Annotated in this window: 12 protein-coding genes and 1 tRNA gene; 5 read left to right on the top strand and 8 right to left on the bottom strand. The window is 67.1% G+C overall.

Going from position 1 to position 16,028, the window contains the following annotated elements; all coding sequences use genetic code 11:
* Nucleotides 1-324, bottom strand: a 324-nt coding sequence (locus tag DYI42_RS20160) for an MmgE/PrpD family protein (RefSeq protein ID WP_213548415.1), incomplete at its 3' end; no start/stop codon positions are given.
* 82 nt (nucleotides 325-406) lie between these two features.
* The gene (locus DYI42_RS20155) at nucleotides 407-4,003 is read right to left on the bottom strand and encodes a hydantoinase B/oxoprolinase family protein (protein ID WP_213548413.1); all 3,597 of its coding nucleotides are present in this window, start codon (nucleotides 4,001-4,003) and stop codon (nucleotides 407-409) included.
* A 143-nt stretch (nucleotides 4,004-4,146) separates the two neighbouring features.
* On the opposite strand from DYI42_RS20155, the gene DYI42_RS20150 reads away from it, so the two are divergent.
* From DYI42_RS20150 to DYI42_RS20135, 4 genes are all read left to right on the top strand, one after another.
* On the top strand, nucleotides 4,147-5,121 hold the full coding sequence (locus tag DYI42_RS20150; RefSeq protein ID WP_244868050.1) for a TRAP transporter substrate-binding protein: 975 nt from the start codon (nucleotides 4,147-4,149) through the stop codon (nucleotides 5,119-5,121).
* A 73-nt stretch (nucleotides 5,122-5,194) separates the two neighbouring features.
* Nucleotides 5,195-5,734 (top strand): TRAP transporter small permease, encoded by a 540-nt coding sequence (locus DYI42_RS20145; protein ID WP_244868049.1) that lies wholly within the window; start codon nucleotides 5,195-5,197, stop codon nucleotides 5,732-5,734.
* Nucleotides 5,734-7,029, top strand: a complete 1,296-nt coding sequence (locus DYI42_RS20140; protein WP_213548409.1) for a TRAP transporter large permease — start codon at nucleotides 5,734-5,736, stop codon at nucleotides 7,027-7,029. Before DYI42_RS20145 ends, DYI42_RS20140 begins: the two co-directional genes overlap by 1 nt.
* Before the next feature lie 4 nt (nucleotides 7,030-7,033).
* Nucleotides 7,034-7,558, top strand: a complete 525-nt coding sequence (locus DYI42_RS20135; protein WP_440870656.1) for a winged helix DNA-binding protein — start codon at nucleotides 7,034-7,036, stop codon at nucleotides 7,556-7,558.
* A gap of 71 nt (nucleotides 7,559-7,629) precedes the next feature.
* Here DYI42_RS20135 and DYI42_RS20130 read toward each other — a convergent pair whose 3' ends face one another.
* Genes DYI42_RS20130 through DYI42_RS20110 form a run of 5 tightly spaced genes read right to left on the bottom strand, consistent with a single transcriptional unit; the run spans nucleotide 7,630 to nucleotide 14,379 of the window.
* A complete protein-coding gene (locus DYI42_RS20130; RefSeq protein WP_213548407.1) occupies nucleotides 7,630-8,994 on the bottom strand; it encodes an FAD-binding oxidoreductase in 1,365 nt (454 codons plus the stop codon).
* Nucleotides 8,991-10,352 (bottom strand): 2-oxoadipate dioxygenase/decarboxylase HglS, encoded by a 1,362-nt coding sequence (gene hglS, locus DYI42_RS20125; protein WP_213548405.1) that lies wholly within the window; start codon nucleotides 10,350-10,352, stop codon nucleotides 8,991-8,993. The genes DYI42_RS20130 and hglS overlap by 4 nt, the downstream gene beginning before the upstream one ends.
* An 18-nt stretch (nucleotides 10,353-10,370) precedes the next feature.
* Entirely contained in the window at nucleotides 10,371-11,639 is a 1,269-nt protein-coding gene (locus DYI42_RS20120) for an NAD(P)/FAD-dependent oxidoreductase (RefSeq protein ID WP_213548403.1), read from the bottom strand.
* Nucleotides 11,636-13,138, bottom strand: coding sequence for an L-piperidine-6-carboxylate dehydrogenase (amaB, locus tag DYI42_RS20115; protein ID WP_213548401.1), 1,503 nt, complete (start codon nucleotides 13,136-13,138; stop codon nucleotides 11,636-11,638). Before amaB ends, DYI42_RS20120 begins: the two co-directional genes overlap by 4 nt.
* Nucleotides 13,135-14,379, bottom strand: a complete 1,245-nt coding sequence (locus DYI42_RS20110; RefSeq protein ID WP_244868048.1) for a pyridoxal phosphate-dependent aminotransferase — start codon at nucleotides 14,377-14,379, stop codon at nucleotides 13,135-13,137. The genes amaB and DYI42_RS20110 overlap by 4 nt, the downstream gene beginning before the upstream one ends.
* A gap of 76 nt (nucleotides 14,380-14,455) precedes the next feature.
* On the opposite strand from DYI42_RS20110, the gene DYI42_RS20105 reads away from it, so the two are divergent.
* Nucleotides 14,456-15,328, top strand: coding sequence for a LysR family transcriptional regulator (locus DYI42_RS20105; RefSeq protein WP_244868047.1), 873 nt, complete (start codon nucleotides 14,456-14,458; stop codon nucleotides 15,326-15,328).
* A gap of 593 nt (nucleotides 15,329-15,921) precedes the next feature.
* Here DYI42_RS20105 and DYI42_RS20100 read toward each other — a convergent pair.
* Nucleotides 15,922-15,995: transfer RNA gene (locus tag DYI42_RS20100), tRNA-Cys, on the bottom strand.
* Nucleotides 15,996-16,028 lie beyond the last annotated feature (33 nt).

The raw sequence follows: 16,028 nt of genomic DNA, 5'->3' as shown, positions 1-16,028 counted from the left end.
GGGGTGGAGGATGGCCTCCATGTGGGTGTCGTCGAAATCGAGCCCGTGGATCAGCACGCCGTTAGCCAGCGCCGCATCGCGCGGGGCGGTCTTGCGGGCGGTGCCGATGATCGTCGCCGGGCCGGGCGCGCCCAAATCGTCCATCGCTGCCAGCATCGGCGCGGCGAAGGGGAAGGCCTGCGAGGCCAGCGCGATGCCGAGACCGTCGAGCATGTGGATGCGGGCCCGCTCCCGAACGGCTTCGGGGATGTCGTCATACCCGGTGGTGCAGGCAAATTCGGCGAGCGCTTGGGAGAGGCCGGGGGCCGTGGAGTGGGAAGACATAGCCTGCCTGTGTAGCCGGGGTGACGCGGCGGACCATAGGCGGGATCGGGCCGGAGCAGAAGCCCGGCCCGATCCGCCCGGCTCAGTTGCCGAAGCCGCCTGGCGTTGGTGTCACCACGATCACGGCCTCGCCTGCCTCCAGCTCGGTCTGGTCGCAGGCGGCGAGCGTTTCCACCTCGCCCGAGAGGCGACGCACCTGGGTTTGCCCGCAGCGGCCAGGGCTGCCGCCCCTCAGGCCCTGCGGCGCGTGGGCGCGGTGCGACGACAGGATCGACAGGTTCATCGGCTCGAGGAAACGCAGCACCCGCGTGGTGCCGTCACCGCCCCGCACCCGGCCTGCGCCGCCCGAGCCCGCATCTATGCCGAAGCGCTCCAGCAGAACCGGGTAGCGGCTTTCGAGCACTTCCGGATCGGTCAGGCGCGAGTTGGTCATGTGCACATGCACCCCGGCCTGCCCGTCGAACACCCGGCCATCGTTCATCTGCCCGGCGGGGGAGCCGGCGCAGATGGTTTCGTAATACTGGTGGGTGTCGTTGCCGAAGGTCAGGTTGTTCATCGTGCCCTCGCTGTTCGACATTGCGCCGAGCGCCCCGAAGAGCGCGTTGGTCACATGCTGCGAGGTTTCCACGTTGCCCGCCACCACGGCGGCGGGGTAGGTGGGGGCGAGCATGCAGCCCTCGGGCACGATGATGCGGATCGGCCGCAGGCAGCCCGCGTTCATCGGGATCGGTGCCTCCACCATCACCCGGAAGACATAGAGTACCGCCGCGCGCGTCACCGGCTCGGGCGCGTTGAAGTTGTTCTTCTCCATCGGCGAGGTGCCGGTGAAATCCACCGTTGCTTCGCCCGCCTCCCGGTCAATGGTGATCTTGACCCGGATCACCTGCCCGGTGTCGGTGGGATACTCGTAGCTGCCGTCTTCCAGCCGCCCCAGCACGCGCGACACCTCGGCGGCGGCGTTGTCCTGCACGTGGCCGGTGTAGGCCTGCACCACGTCGAGGCCGAACTGGTCGATCATCCGGTGCAGCTCCGCCGCGCCGCGCGCGTTGGCGGCCACCTGGGCCTTGAGGTCGGCCACGTTCTGATCGGGGTTGCGGCAGGGGTAGGGGTGATCGGTGAGCACCTCGCGCAGTGCCGCCTCGCGGAAGCGCCCGTCTTCCACCAGCCGCAGGTTGTCGATCAGCACGCCCTCCTCGTCCACCGTGGTGGCGCGCGGTGTCATCGAACCCGGCGCGACGCCGCCCACATCGGCATGGTGCCCGCGCGACGCCGTCCAGAACACGATGGCGTCGTTGCGGAACACCGGGGTGACAACGGTGATGTCGGGCAGGTGGGTGCCGCCGTTGTAGGGCGCGTTGAGGGCGAAGACGTCGCCCGGGCGCACCTTGCCCGCGTTCTGCCGGATCACCGCCTCCACCGAGCGGTCCATCGAGCCAAGGTGCACCGGCATATGCGGCGCATTGGCCACCAGCGCCCCTTCACGATCGAAGACCGCGCAGGAAAAATCGAGCCGTTCCTTGATGTTGACCGAGCGCGCCGTCTTTTGCAGGGCCACGCCCATCTGCTCGGCGATGTTCATGAAGAGGTTGTTGAACACCTCCAGCCGCACCGGGTCGGCCCGGGTGCCGGCGGCCTCTGCGCGCTGGGCTGCCTCGGTGCGGGCCATCACCACGTGATCGTGGGCCGAAACCTCGGCGCGCCAGCCCGGCTCCACCACGATGGTCTGGTTCGGCTCGATCACCAGCGCCGGGCCGTCGACGTGGCGGCCGGGGGTGAGGGCGGCGCGGCGGACCACAGCGGCCTCGTGCCATGTGCCGCCGGAAAAGACGGGCACGCGGGCCTCTACCTCGGCGACGCCCTCTTCCAGCGCATGCGGCGCGTCGGGCGTGGTGGCGTCGGGCGCTTCGCCCTCCACCTCCACGGCCTCCACGATCAGTTCGGCCTCGGGGTCGGTGAAGCCGAACTCCGCCTCATGCGCGGCCTCGAAGGCGGCGCGGGCGGCCTGCACATCCTCGTCCCAGGCCACGGGCAGGGCGGTGTCGGTGCCCGCGTAGCGCAGATGCAGGCGGCGGCGCAGGCCGATCTCGCCGCGCACGCCCTGCTCGGCGAGCGCCGCGCGCACCTCCTCCTCCAGCCGGTCCAGCGGCGGAGCCAGGGCCTCCGCCCCCTCCAGCGGCGTCTCCAGCCCCTGCTGGCGCGCTTCGGTCACCCGTGCAAGCCCGATGCCATAGGCAGAAAGCAGGCCCGACAGCGGGTGGATGAGCACCCGGCTCATCCCCAGCGCATCGGCCACGAGGCAGGCGTGCTGCCCGCCCGCGCCGCCGAAGGCGTTCAGCAGGTAGCCGGTCACGTCCCGTCCGCGCTGCACCGAGATTTTCTTGATCGCGTTCGCCATGCTCTCCACCGCAATCCGCAGGAAGCCCTCGGCCACCTCCTCGGGCGGCTTGCCCTCGGCGATCTCGGTGAACTTCGCGGCCACGGTCTCGCGGTCCAGCGGTTGATCCTGCCCGGGGCCGAAGATGGCGGGGAAGTAAGCGGGGTTGAGCTTGCCCAGCATCACGTTGGCGTCGGTCACCGTCAGCGGCCCGCCGCCGCGGTAGCAGGCCGGGCCGGGGTGGGCGCCCGCGCTGTCGGGGCCAACGCGAAAGCGGCCCGGATCGGCGTGCAGCACCGAGCCGCCGCCTGCCGCTACGGTGTGCACCTGCACCATCGGAATGCGCATCCGCACCCCGGCGATCTGGGTTTCGAAGGCGCGCTCGAAGCTGCCGTCGAAATGGGCCACATCGGTCGAGGTGCCACCCATGTCGAAGCCGATCACCCGGTCATGCCCGGCGATCTGGCCGGTGCGCGCCATGCCCACCACGCCGCCCGCCGGGCCGGAGAGGATGGCATCGCGCCCCTTGAAGCGCTCCGCCGCCGTGAGCCCGCCGGAGGACATCATGAACAGCAGGGTCGGCCCCGCCTCATCGGGCGGGGTGGCGCCGAGGGCGCCGGCCACGCGGTTGACGTAGCGGCTGAGAATAGGCGTCAGGTAGGCATCGACCACCGTGGTATCGCCGCGCCCGACCAGCTTGATGAGCGGAGAGACCTCGTGGCTGACGGAGACCTGCCCGAAGCCCGCCTCGCGGGCCAGCGCGGCCAGCGCCTCTTCATGCGCCGGATGCGCCCAGGCGTGCATCAGCACGATGGCCACCGCGTCGATTCCATCGGCCTTGGCGGCCTCCAGCGCGGCGCGGGCGGCCCCGGCCTCCAGCGCCTGTTCCACCGTGCCGTCGGCCCGCACCCGCTCGTCCACCTCCACGACGCGCTCGTAGAGCTGCTCGGGCAGAATGATCTCCTTTGCGAAGATGTCGGGCCGGTCCTGATAGGCGATGCGCAGCGCGTCGGCAAAGCCGCGGGTGGTGAGCAGCAGCGTGCGGTCGCCCTTGCGCTCCAGCAGGGCATTGGTGGCAACCGTGGTGCCGATCCGCACCGTGCCGACGCGCGCCGGGTCGATCTTGTCGGCACCCAGATGGCGGCGAATCCCCTCGATCGCGGCGTCTTCATAGGCCTCCGGATTCTCCGAAAGCAGCTTCATCGCGGCCAGCGGGCCCTCGGGCGGGCGGGCGATGACATCGGTGAAGGTGCCGCCGCGATCCACCCAGAAATCCCACTTTTCATGGCTTTGCTGCTCAATCATTCATCATCTCCGCGCTAACGTTCACATAAATCGCTTACATTTTGTTGACGAAGTGTCAATGAGTCTGTCAGGCTGAAGGCACGACAACACGGCACCGGCAGGTTACGCTGCCCAAAAGACCAACAGACAGGGAGACTGACACAATGACAAAGATCCTTCGCATGCCGCTCTTCGCCGGCGCGCTCGCCGCGCTGGCCGCGCCGCTGGCCGCCGAAAGCTGGGACATGCCCACGCCCTACGGCGACAGCGTGTTCCACACCGCCAATATCATCGAATTCGCCGCCGATGTGGGCGAGGCCACGGGTGGTGAGCTGGAAATCACCGTGCATTCCGCCGGATCGCTCTTCGCCCACCCCGAGATCAAGGACTCGGTGCGCCGGGGCCTCGCGCCCATCGGCGAGCTGCTGATGTCGCGGCTGGCCAATGAGGATGCGATCTTCGCGATCGACTCGATCCCCTTCCTCGCCTCCAATTACGACGAGGCCGAAAAGCTCTGGGCCGCCTCGCGCCCGATGGTGGAAGAGAAGCTGGCCGCGCAGGGGCTGACGCTGCTCTTTGCGGTGCCGTGGCCGGGCCAGAGCCTTTACACCAAGGAACCGGTGGAAAGCACCGCCGACCTCGAAGGCGCGGCCTTCCGGGCCTATAACAATGCCACCGAGCGGCTGGCCCAGTTGATGGGCGCGGTGCCGACCCAGATCGAAACCGGCGACATCCCCACCGCCTTCTCCACCGGGCGCGCCGATGCGATGATCACCTCGCCCTCCACCGGCGTCTCCTCGCAGGCGTGGGACTTCGTCTCGACCTACACCGAGCTTCAGGCCTGGCTGCCCAAGAACATGGTGGTGGTGAATACCGGCGCCTTCGAGGCGCTGCCTGAAGAGGTGCAGGCTGCCGTGATGGAGGCCGCCGCCGCCGCCGAAACCCGCGGCTGGGAAATGTCGAAGGCCGAGACCGCCGAGAAGGTGGCCGAGCTGGAAGCCAACGGCATGGCAGTCATGATGCCGAGCGACACCCTGAAGGGCGAGCTGGCCGCCATCGGCGAGACGATGACGGCCGAATGGCTCGAAGAGGCCGGCGAAGAGGGCCAATCCGTCGTCGACGCCTACCGCGCCGAGTGATCTGCGCCCTGGCCGGGGCGACGCCTGCGCGCGTGCCCCGGCCCACCCAAGGGAAGGCTCCCCCATGCGACCCATGCTCGACCGCCTCTACACCGGCGCCCTGATCCTTGCGGCTGCCAGCTTCGCGGGCATCGCGCTGCTGGTGCTGGTGCAGGTGCTGGGCCGCCTGATCGACCGCGCCGCCCGCCTGATCGGCGCCGCGCCGCCCGGCATCACCGTGCCCTCGCTGGCCGAGATCGGCGGCTTCCTCTTTCTTTCCGCCGTCTTCCTCGGCTTCGCGGGCACCTTCGCGCGGGGCGGCCACGTGCGGGTCGCGCTTCTGACGCGGGCGCTGCCCGAGCGCGCGGCCCGCGTGCTGGAGGCCCTGGTGCTGATCGTCGCGCTGGGCCTCTGTGCCTTCGCCACCCTCTCCTCGGTGCTGCAAGCCTGGGACAGCTGGGTGTATGACAGCGTGTCCTTCGGCATGGTCAAGGTGCCCCTCTGGCTGCCGCAGGGCACGATGACGCTGGGCCTCGGGCTGCTCTGCCTCGCCCTGCTGGACGGGTTGGTGACGCTGCTGCGGGGCGGCACACCCGCCCATGCCGCCGCCGAAGCGCAGCAGGAGGAGGCGTGATGGAGATCGCAACCCTCGCTCCGCTTCTCGTCATCGTGCTCTTCGCCGCGCTGGCCGGGGGCCTCTGGATCGGCTTCGCACTTATCGCGGTGGGGCTGGTGGCCATGCTGGCGGCCTCCAACGCGCCGGTGACGCTGGTCTTTGCCACCAAGGTTTGGGGCAGCCTCACGATCTGGGATCTGACCTCGCTGCCGATGTTCATCTGGATGGGTGAAATCCTCGTCCGATCCCGGCTGTCCTCCGACATGTTTCAGGGCCTCGCACCATTCAGTCGCCACCTGCCGGGCCGGTTGCTGCACGTCAACGTGCTGGGCTGCGCGCTCTTTGCCGCCGTCTCCGGCTCTTCGGCGGCCACGACCGCCACCATCGGGCGCATGTCGGTGCCCGAACTTCTGGCGCGCGGCTATGATCCGAAAATCGCCATCGGCACGCTGGCGGGCGCGGGCACCTTCGGCTTTCTGATCCCTCCTTCGATCATCCTGATCGTCTACGGCGCGGCGACCGAGCAATCCATCGCCCAGCTCTTCCTCGCCGGTCTCGTGCCGGGGGTAATGCTGGCGGCGATGTTCTCGGGCTATATCATGCTCTGGTCGCTGATGAACCGCCACCGCATGCCCGAGGTCGAGCCGCCAGCCGAAAACGGCGAGAGCCTGCGCGCCCTGCTGCGCCTGCTGCCGGTGGTCGGGCTGATCTTTGCCGTCATCGGCTCGATCTACGCTGGTGTCGCCTCGCCCACCGAGGCGGCGGTGATCGGGGTGCTGGGCGCGATGATCCTTGCATGGGCCACCGGGGCGGCCAGCCTGCGCGGGCTGGGCGACAGCCTGATCGCCGCCACTACCACCACCTGCATGATCGCCTTCATCATGGCGGGCGCGGGCTTTCTGACGGTGGCGATGGGCTACACCGGCATCCCGCGTGCGCTGGCCGCGTGGATCGGGGCAATGGAGCTTTCGCCCTATGCGCTACTGGCCGCGCTCACCGTGTTCTTCATCATCATGGGCATGTTTCTAGATGGCATCTCCATCGTCGTCCTCACCGTTTCGATCATCCTGCCGATGGTCACGGCGGTGGGGATCGACCCGATCTGGTTTGGCGTGTTCCTCGTGATCGTGGTGGAGATGAGCCAGATCACCCCGCCGGTGGGCTTCAACCTCTTCGTGCTGCAAAAGATCACCGGGCGCGACATCCTCCAGCTCGCGGGCTATGCCGCGCCCTTCTTCGGGCTTCTGGTTCTGGCGGTTGCACTCCTCTCGGTTTTCCCGCAGATCGCGCTCTGGCTGCCAAGGACGATGTGACGCGATGACCGATGACGAAAGATTCAAGGTGGGCCCCGTCGTCTCCTCCGCGCATCTGGCAAACTCGGCGCTGCCGGAAGTGTCGGAGATGGAGTTTGCCATCGCCATGGGCAACCACGCCTTTCAGCGCTGGATGACGCGCTGCATGGCGGCGGCGGGCGCTCCGGGCCTCGCGCCGCTGGAGATCCAGGTACTGCACCTCGTCCACCATCGTGAGCGTCCCAAGACGCTGGCCGACATCTGCCTCGTGCTGAACATCGAGGACACCCACACCGTCAATTACGCCCTGCGCAAGCTGAGCGAGCGCGGGCTGATTGCGCAGGGGCGCAAGGGCAAGGAAAAGGCGGTGTCGATCACCGAGGCCGGGGCCGAGCTTTGCCAGCGCTACGGGCAGGTGCGCGAAGCCCTGTTGATCCGCTCGCTGAAGGAAACCGGGCTGGACCGTGCCGATGTCTCTCGCCTTGCCGCCCTCCTGCGCGCGCTCTCTGGCAGCTACGACCAGGCCGCCCGCGCCGCCGCCAGCCTCTGACCCGCCGGGGCCGTACGACCCGAATGTCAGAATTCAATGCGATCCGTGCTGCTTAGGTCTGTGGCTCGTGGCTAGCCACCCATGTTGAAAGCATGTCCCGAAGGCGGTCGGTTCCCGTAATCACGAGTAGAAAGCGGCAGGTGCACCGGGCTGGTCTCAAGGTATTTGATGTTCTTCGGGCCAATCCCGTGCTCGGCACTGAAGGAGCCGCCGAAGCCTGTGACGGCCTGTTCGACAACATAGTCGCGCAGCGCCTGCTCAAAGCCCGCCTCGACCGGCCCATCGGTTTTTACCAGGTTGAAGTGCAGGCCGCCGTCACCCAGGTGGCCGAAATCGCAGATCTCCATCATCGGGAAGTCTGCCGCGATTTTGCGGGCCATCTCGGTGCGGAAGGCGATCACCTTGTCGCGGGTGAAGCCCAGGTCGAAGGCGATGAGCGGCCCGGCCGACTTCACGCCTTCGGAGAGCGCATGGCGCAGCGCCCAGATTTCTTCGGGGCGGCCAAAGAGCGCGTCTTCGATCGGTGCGTCGACCAGCTCCCAGGCCTCGGCCAGAACGGCTTCGAGAATCTCCTCCAGCGGCGTGTCCCACGGGGCTTTCGTGGGGCGGGACAGCTCGATCAGCAACGCGGTTTCCGGGATCTCGCCACGGGCAAAGGGGTTTTTCAGCGAGGCCGCGTGGTGGAAGCTGTGTGCCATGGCGGCGCGTGACATGAACTCGAAGGCCGAGAGCAGCGGGCCGACGCGCGTTTCCAGATGGCGCAGCAAGGTCAGCATGGCGGTATCGCTGGAGGGGACGACGAGGGCGGTGGCCTGTTCGGTGACGAGCGGTTCCAGGTTGAGGATCGCCTCGGTGATGGTGCCGAACCACCCGCAGCTGCCGATGTGGATCTGCTTCCAGTCGGGGCCGGTGTTATCCTTGCGCACCGGGCTGCCAAGGCGGAGCACCTCGCCCTCGGCAACCACCGTCAGCCCGAGCGTGTTGCGGCGCACATCGCCGTAGCGCAGGAAGCGCGCGCCGCCGGTGTTGGTCGCCACCATGCCGCCGATCATCGGATCGGAGCCGAGGTCGATCGGGAAGAAAAGCCCGTGTTCGGCCAGCCGGTCATTGACCTCCGACAGGCGAAACCCGGCGCTGACCCGCATGGAGCGGTTGGCCAGATCGACTTCGAAGGTGTCGCGCAGGCGTGAGAGGCTGAGGACGACCTGATCGCCCGTGTCATCGGGGACGGAGGCCCCGACCAGACCTGTGTTGCCGGACTGCGCGACATAGGGCGTTTCGGTGCTTTGAAGATGGCGCAGGCATTGCGCCACCTGTTCCGTCGTTTCGGGCAGCAAGACCGCCGGGCTTCTGCCGGTTTCGCCACGCACGCCTTGAAGGTAGGCGGCCATGTCCCTCGGCTCGGTGATCGCCCGAATGCCCTCTGGGAGGATCATGCCGCGCTCGCGTTCAACTGCTCCAATGCGGCTTCGTAGGAGGCCGCCTGCATCGCCTCGTAGAGCGCGAATTCATCGGTGACGGGCTTGCCGAGCGCGGCTTCGAATTCTGCGCGGTTCGAGGCGGCCTGCGCATCGGAGCGGGCCTCGTCACCGAGGTTGGACTGGAAGATCCCGGCGGCGCTGACCGGCAGGAAATCTTCGTAGATGATCGGGCTGATGGTCAGGGCGCCCGCATCGAGCAGACTGTGCAGATCGTCGCCCGTGGCTGCGCCTTGCCCGATGCCGTATTTGAAATAGGCAAGGCCCTGGTCGTGCAGGGCACGCCAGGTGTCGGGGAAGGCGGTAAAGGCCTCTTCGAGCCTGGCCACATACTCGGCCGCGTTCGACCCGTCGGCGGCGGGCAGGATCTCGGCGCGCACCTCTGCTAGCAGGCTATCGTAGAGTGCGCGGCCCTTGGGCGTCAGCGCAACGCCGCGCTGCTCGATCTCGCCGAAGCGTGCGGTGTGGTGGCCTTCCTGCCAGCCGCCGTCGACGGGGAAACGAATTGGCTCGTTCAGCGCCTTGAACGCGGTTTGCCGCAGCAGGATCGGGCAGGCGCGGCGTGGCGGGCCTTCCACCACCGCCTTGGCTGGCAGTCCCTGGGCCAGCATCTCGGCCTGCGCCGCGTCGATGTCGAGCGTGCGGGGGGTCAGATGGTTGATATGCGGGCCCTTGAAGGAGACCACATCGGCGATCAGCCGGTGCGCACCGATGAGCTCCTCAAAGGTGGCGTCATCGACGCAGGCCTCGGGATGCCAGCGGAAGGTTTCCAGCACCTCAGCCACGAAACGTTCGGCATCCTCGGCGTTCAGGCCGCCTTCCGCCTCGGCCTTTTCGGTCAGGGCAAGGGCGCCTTGGGTGAAGATCTGGCGGCGCGCGAGCGTGGCGGCGGCTTTCTCGCGCAGGGCCTCATCTGCGATCAGTTCGAGCCGTAGCAGCGAGGTGAAGACGCGAAACGGATTCTCGGCCAGCGCATCGCGCCTGATGGGGCGGAAGGCGGTGGAGTGGACGGGCACGGAGGCGACCGACAGATCGTAATAGCCCACCGGCTCCATCCCCATGACGGCAAAGACGCGGCCCATCATGGCAAGCTCTTCGGGCGTGCCGAGGCGGATCGCGCCGTGGCGTTCGGCGCTGATGCGGTTGGTGTCTTCGCCGGGGGTCAGGGCCAGCGCATTGTCGTCGCGCTCCAGCACGCCCGCATTCACGGCCTCGACAATCTCGATGAGGGTGCCGTAGGCGGGCACTTCCTTGCGGTACATCTCGGACATCGCGGCGGAGAAATTGGCGCGGATATGGCTTGCGGATAGAGTCATTGGGGGGTCCTCCGGCGCCTAGAAGCGCCCGTTCGTGAGATGGGTGAGGGTGGCGCCGGTCTCGTAGTAGAGGCCTTTGGCGGCGGCATAGGGTTCGGCCCGCGGATCGAGGATCGGCATCGGCAGCTCGCCGGTGCCAAGCGCCCAACCGGCGGCGGTCCGGCCAAAAAGCGTGCCGGGGGAAATGCCGCGCCCGCTGTAGCCGAAGATAGAAATGCCGGTGCGCCCGCGCCGTTCTATGCGCGGCAGGTGGGTGCCGGTCATGGCGATGCGCCCGGTCCATTCCCGCTCGAAGGGGATGCCTGCCAGCTGCGGAAACAGCTTGGTCATCTTGCGCGTGGCCCAGCCGCGATGCAGCGCGCCGCCGAAGCCATCGAGGTTACCGAGCGCGCCAAAGATCATCCGCCCCGCCTGATCGAGCCGGAAGGACGACATGATGAGCGCCGTGTCCCAGCAGCCCTCGCCGCCCGAGAGGATGGTTTGCCGCAGATCGTCCGGCAGGGGCGCGGTGGCCAGCTGGAAGAAATGCGCCGGGATGATCGCGTTGTCATCGGCCGCGCCGGTGCCATAGGCGTTGGTCGCCTGAACAAGTCGCGTGGCGCGGATCTCACCTTTCGCGGTGCGGATCGTCCAGCCATTTGCGGTTTCGGTCATGGTGAGGGCGCTGGTCTCTTCAAAGATCTGCGCGCCCTGCGCCTCGGCGGCCCGGGCCAACCCCTGCACATAGGCCAAAGGCTGGATGGTTCCGGCCCGTCCGTCCCACAAGGCACCGCAATAGGACGCGCTGCCGGTGCGCCGCGCGGTTTCGGCGGCATCGAGCAGCCTCACCGGCGCGCCGCGGGCCTCTTGCTGGGCAAAGCGGTTTTCGAGGTCGCGCAGGCCCAACGGTGAGTGGGCGCAATGCAGCGTGCCCTGCCGGGTGGCTTCGCAGCGGATCTGATGTGCTTCGATCAGCTCGAACACGGCACTGGGACCACGGGCAAGAAGCTCGTTCAGCCGCCCGCCGGTTGCCTTGCCGAGCTTCTCCTCCACCTCGTCCGGCGGCGTCCAGAGCCCGGCGTTTACGAGGCCCACGTTGCGGCCCGACCCGCCAAAGCCGATGGTTCGCGCCTCCAGCAGCGCCACCGAGGCCCCGCTGGCGGCCAGGTGATAGGCCGCCGAGACCCCGGTGAACCCGCCGCCGATCACCACGACATCGACCGCGACCGAACCGCGCAGAGGGGCGTAGCTGGCCCGGTCCGGCGCGGTGTCGGCCCAAAGGCTGTCGGGGCGGGGTGCGGTGCTCATATCTCGAACGAAATGCCCTGTGCCAGCGGCAACTCGCGCGAGTAGTTCACCGTGCTGGTCTGACGACGCATATAGGCGCGCCAGGCGTCCGAGCCGCTTTCGCGCCCGCCGCCGGTTTCCTTCTCGCCGCCGAAGGCCCCGCCGATTTCGGCGCCCGATGGGCCGATATTGACGTTGGCGATGCCGCAGTCGGAGCCCTGGGCCGAGAGGAAATGCTCGGTCTCGCGCACATCGGTCGAGAAGATGCAGGACGACAGACCCTGTGGCACGGCGTTTTGCATCGCGATGGCCTCATCGAGGCCGGTGTACTTCATCACGTAGAGGATCGGCGCGAATGTTTCGGTATGCACGATGGCGCTTTGCCCAGGCATTTCGACGATAGCTGGGGAGACATAGGCCGCATCGGGGTACTGATCCACCAGCGCCCGGCCCCCGCCATGGACGGTGCCGCCCTCGGCTTTCGCCTGCTCAAGCGCGTTCTCCATCGCCGTCATGGCGCCTGCGTCGATGAGCGGGCCGACGAGGGTGCCGTCTTCCAGCGGGCTGCCGATGGCGAGGCCTTCGTATACCTTGGTCAGGCGCGGGATCAGCTGGTCGTAGATGTCATCATGCACGATCAAACGGCGCAGCGAGGTGCAGCGCTGGCCTGCGGTGCCCACGGCGGAAAAGACAATCGCCCGCACGGCCATTTCCAGATCCGCCGAGGGGGCCACGATCATGGCGTTGTTGCCGCCCAGTTCGAGGATCGTCTTGCCCAGCCTCCTGGACATATCCGCCGCAACCGCCTTGCCCATGGGCACGGAGCCGGTGGCCGAGATCAGCGCCACATCGCGCGAGGCCGTCAGCACCTCACCCAGATCACGCTCGCCGATCAGCGTTTGGATCAGTCCGGCGGGCGCGTCGTTTCCGAACGCGGCCATGGCGCGCTCACAGATTTTCTGGATCGCAAGCTGGGTCAGCGGGGTTTTCTCGGAGGGCTTGGCAATGACCGGATCGCCGCAGACGAGGGCCAGCGCGGCGTTCCAGCACCACGGCGCGGCGGGGAAGTTGAAGGCGGTGATGATGCCGCAAACCCCGAGCGGGTGCCATGTTTCGCGCATGGAGTGGCCCGGACGCTCGGATGCGATGGTCAACCCGTAAAGCTGACGGGAGAGACCGACCGCGAAGTCGCAGATGTCGATCATCTCCTGAACCTCGCCCAAACCCTCCTGGTAGATCTTGCCGCATTCCAGCGACACGAGGCGGCCGAGGTTTTGCTTTTCGCGGCGCAGTTCTTCGCCCAGAAGCCGGACCAGCTCGCCCCGGCGCGGGGCGGGCACCTTGCGCCAGGCGTTGAAGGCCTCGACACCCCTGGCAATCGCGGCTTTGGCATCGGCCACCGTATGCATCGGAACTTGGGCGATTTCGCTGCCATCCACGGGGGTGGTCACAGAAAGCGCGCCGCCGGTGGTTTCTGCGGCGGAGAGGCCGCAGGCGTCGAGAATCTGCTGATGGGTCATGAGGCTGTCCTTTGGTTCGAGGTCAGGGCATTGACGGCCCGGTTCAGGCGCGCGCAGCCATCTTCGAGATCGGCGCGCGCATAAGCGTAGGAAAGGCGGAGGTGCCCCGGCAACCCGAAGGCGCGCCCGGGCACCATGGCAAGGCCGGTGGCGGAGAGCACATAGGCGCAAAAGTCGGCATCCGTCTCAAGCAGCCTGCCGTCCGGGGTGCGCAGGCCAAGCACCCCCTCGCAGGAGGGGAAGACGTAGAACGCGCCGTCGGGCACAGGGCAGGCGATGCCAGGGATGGCGTTCAGCGCCGCCACGACGAGATCGCGGCGCGCACGAAAGGCGGCCTTCCGCTCGGTGATATGGGTCTGATCGCCCGTCACCGCCTCCAACGCGGCGGCCTGCGCGACAGAGCACGCGCCCGAGGTGATCTGCCCCTGCACGGCGATCATGGCCCTGACCAGCTCCGCCGGGGCAATGCCCCAGCCAATCCGCCAGCCTGTCATGGCATGGGCCTTGGAGACGCCATTGATCACGACGGTGCGCGCGGCCAGATCGGGGCAAGCCGCGCGGAAGGAGGTGAAGGGCACGTAGCAGATCAGGTCGTAGATCTCGTCGGACGCGATCCAGACATGGGGGTGCCGCGCGAGAACCTCCCCAAGCGCGGCCAGCTCTTCGGCCGTGTAGACGGCGCCCGAGGGGTTTGACGGCGAGTTCAGCAACAGCCAGCGCGTGCGCGGGGTGATCGCGGCCTCCAGCTGCCCGGGCGTCATCTTGAAGCCCGCTTCGGCACGGCAGGGCAGGATAACCGTTTTCCCGCCAGACAGCGCGACGATGTCGGAATAACTCGTCCAGTAAGGTGCGGGTACGATCACCTCGTCACCGGGGTTCAGCGTGGCCAAAAAGATATTGGCCAGCACCTGCTTGGCGCCGGTCGAGACGATCAAGTTGGCCGCTTCTACCCCAGCTTGTTCGGCGATGGCAGACCGCAGCGCAGCGGTGCCGGCGGTGGGCGTATAGCGCGTCTGGCCGGCCAGCATCGCCTTATGGGCTGCGTCACAAATATGCGGCGGCGTCGGAAAGTCGGGCTCGCCCGTACTCAATGCCAAAACGTCATGCCCTGCCGAGCGCAGGCGCGCGGCCTCTTCCGAAATCGCGACGATCTCGGAAAGCGCCATCCCCTCTATTCGGTCAGCCTTTACAAGCATCTCAAGCTCCTGTTGCAGGGGCTGTTTGACATGCCATCCGGTCATATGTGAAACGCAATTATCGCATTGATCATGCAAAAGGCTCATACCTATGCCGCACCCGAGACGCTTCCTGCCGCCGATGACTGCGCTGCGCGCCCTGGAGTCCTTCGAGCGGACCGGCAATGTCACCCAGACCGGGGTTGAGCTGGGCGTGTCGCAAAGCGCGGTGAGCCGCCAACTCAAGGTCCTGGAGGATTATCTGGAGACTCCGCTCTTCACGCGGGACAGGAAGGCCATCACGCTCACCGCGGCAGCGCGCGACTACTGCACGCAGGTCAGGGCCGCGCTCGAACAGATCGGAACGGCCAGCCTGCGACTGAAGGCCAATCCCCGCGGCGGGCAGCTGAACATCGCGATGCTCCCGGCCTTCGGGGTGCGCTGGCTGGCCCCCAAGCTGCCCGATTTCGTGGCCCGCCACCCCGAAGTCACCGTGAACCTCAGCACAAGGCTCAAACCCTTCGATTTTGCGGCCGAGCCCTTTCACGGCGCCATCCATTTTGGTCAACGCGATTGGTCCGATGTCGCCTACCATGAGCTCATGCGGGAATATGTTGTGCCCGTGGCTTCGCCCAGGATTGCCGAGCGCCTTCGGGTCAACGCGTTGAGTGATCTGTTTTCACTCCCGCTCCTGCACCTGGATACGCGCCCGGATGCCTGGGAAAGATGGGCTCAGACGCTTGGAGAGGACGTCGAGTGCCCGGTCGGAATGCTCTTTGACCAGTTCGCCTCGATGATCCAGGCCGCCATACACGACATGGGGGCGGCACTTCTGCCGACCTACCTTGTGGAAAACGAGCTGGAGGACGGCCGCCTGGTGGCGCTTTGGTCGGAAAGCAAGACCAGCATCGGCACCTACTATTTCGTCTGGCCCAAGGACGAGCCAAGCTATCAGCCTCGCGACTTGTTCCTGCACTGGTTGGAACAGGTGGGTGGCACCGGCAGCAAGGAATAAGGACGCGCCGCAGGGGTCCGCTATCGCATGATCTGCAAGCAGATCCCGAACCATCGTTGACTAGACGTGGCGCGTCCCCACATCGCAGAGGCGTTCGATGGACCTTCCACATCCAGCGGATGGCGGCACCGGGCGAACATAGCCGGGCGTGCGGGGGCCCGTCGGCCAGGAGGGAGCGACCCGAGCCACGGCCCCTGTGAAATGAAAAAGCGGTAAGCCTGCCCGCTTGGCACCCGGCACCGGCGCGTAGCGCAGGGGCGCGGCTGTAGCTGTACCGGTCAGCGCATGGGAGATGTCCGGCGATGCGCTGATCCGACACCAGGCCGTCAGACCAAAAGCGAACCTTTGGCGCCGATCCGTCCGGCGCTTGCAACCGCTCTCAGGGTGGAAAGCCGCAAGTTGGTGGTCTTCCTCACCAATGATCGAAGCGCCAGCATATTGGGCGAAAGCTCGGCGGTAGCTGGTATCATACCAAGAATTTACCGCAGGAACTGAGGCCCGTCGAAGTCCATCGATTGCCAATGCAGACAAGCAGAATGTCCAGACGCCGAAACCTCTCCGCTCTGCACTTCATCTCAGTCACTGCAATCGTTTGGAGGCGAGTACCGGAATCGAACCGGTGTACACGGATTTGCAATCCGCTGCGTCACCACTCCGCCAACTCGCCGTCCTATCGGGTGGTGCTGGGGGAGGTAGCGGG

Origin of the sequence: Vannielia litorea, assembly GCF_018424695.1 — a bacterium.
GTDB lineage: Bacteria > Pseudomonadota > Alphaproteobacteria > Rhodobacterales > Rhodobacteraceae > Vannielia > Vannielia litorea_A.
This window is presented reverse-complemented; position numbering and strand designations above follow the sequence as displayed.

Coding starts and splice junctions, on each gene's coding strand:
- DYI42_RS20105 (WP_244868047.1), top strand. CDS start 14,456: ATGACTGCGCTGCGCGCCCTGGAGTCCTTCGAGCGGACCGGCAATGTC.
- DYI42_RS20130 (WP_213548407.1), bottom strand. CDS start 8,994: ATGATCCTCCCAGAGGGCATTCGGGCGATCACCGAGCCGAGGGACATG.
- amaB (WP_213548401.1), bottom strand. CDS start 13,138: ATGACCCATCAGCAGATTCTCGACGCCTGCGGCCTCTCCGCCGCAGAA.
- hglS (WP_213548405.1), bottom strand. CDS start 10,352: ATGACTCTATCCGCAAGCCATATCCGCGCCAATTTCTCCGCCGCGATG.
- DYI42_RS20135 (WP_440870656.1), top strand. CDS start 7,034: ATGACCGATGACGAAAGATTCAAGGTGGGCCCCGTCGTCTCCTCCGCG.
- DYI42_RS20120 (WP_213548403.1), bottom strand. CDS start 11,639: ATGAGCACCGCACCCCGCCCCGACAGCCTTTGGGCCGACACCGCGCCG.
- DYI42_RS20150 (WP_244868050.1), top strand. CDS start 4,147: ATGACAAAGATCCTTCGCATGCCGCTCTTCGCCGGCGCGCTCGCCGCG.
- DYI42_RS20140 (WP_213548409.1), top strand. CDS start 5,734: ATGGAGATCGCAACCCTCGCTCCGCTTCTCGTCATCGTGCTCTTCGCC.
- DYI42_RS20155 (WP_213548413.1), bottom strand. CDS start 4,003: ATGATTGAGCAGCAAAGCCATGAAAAGTGGGATTTCTGGGTGGATCGC.
- DYI42_RS20145 (WP_244868049.1), top strand. CDS start 5,195: ATGCTCGACCGCCTCTACACCGGCGCCCTGATCCTTGCGGCTGCCAGC.
- DYI42_RS20110 (WP_244868048.1), bottom strand. CDS start 14,379: ATGACCGGATGGCATGTCAAACAGCCCCTGCAACAGGAGCTTGAGATG.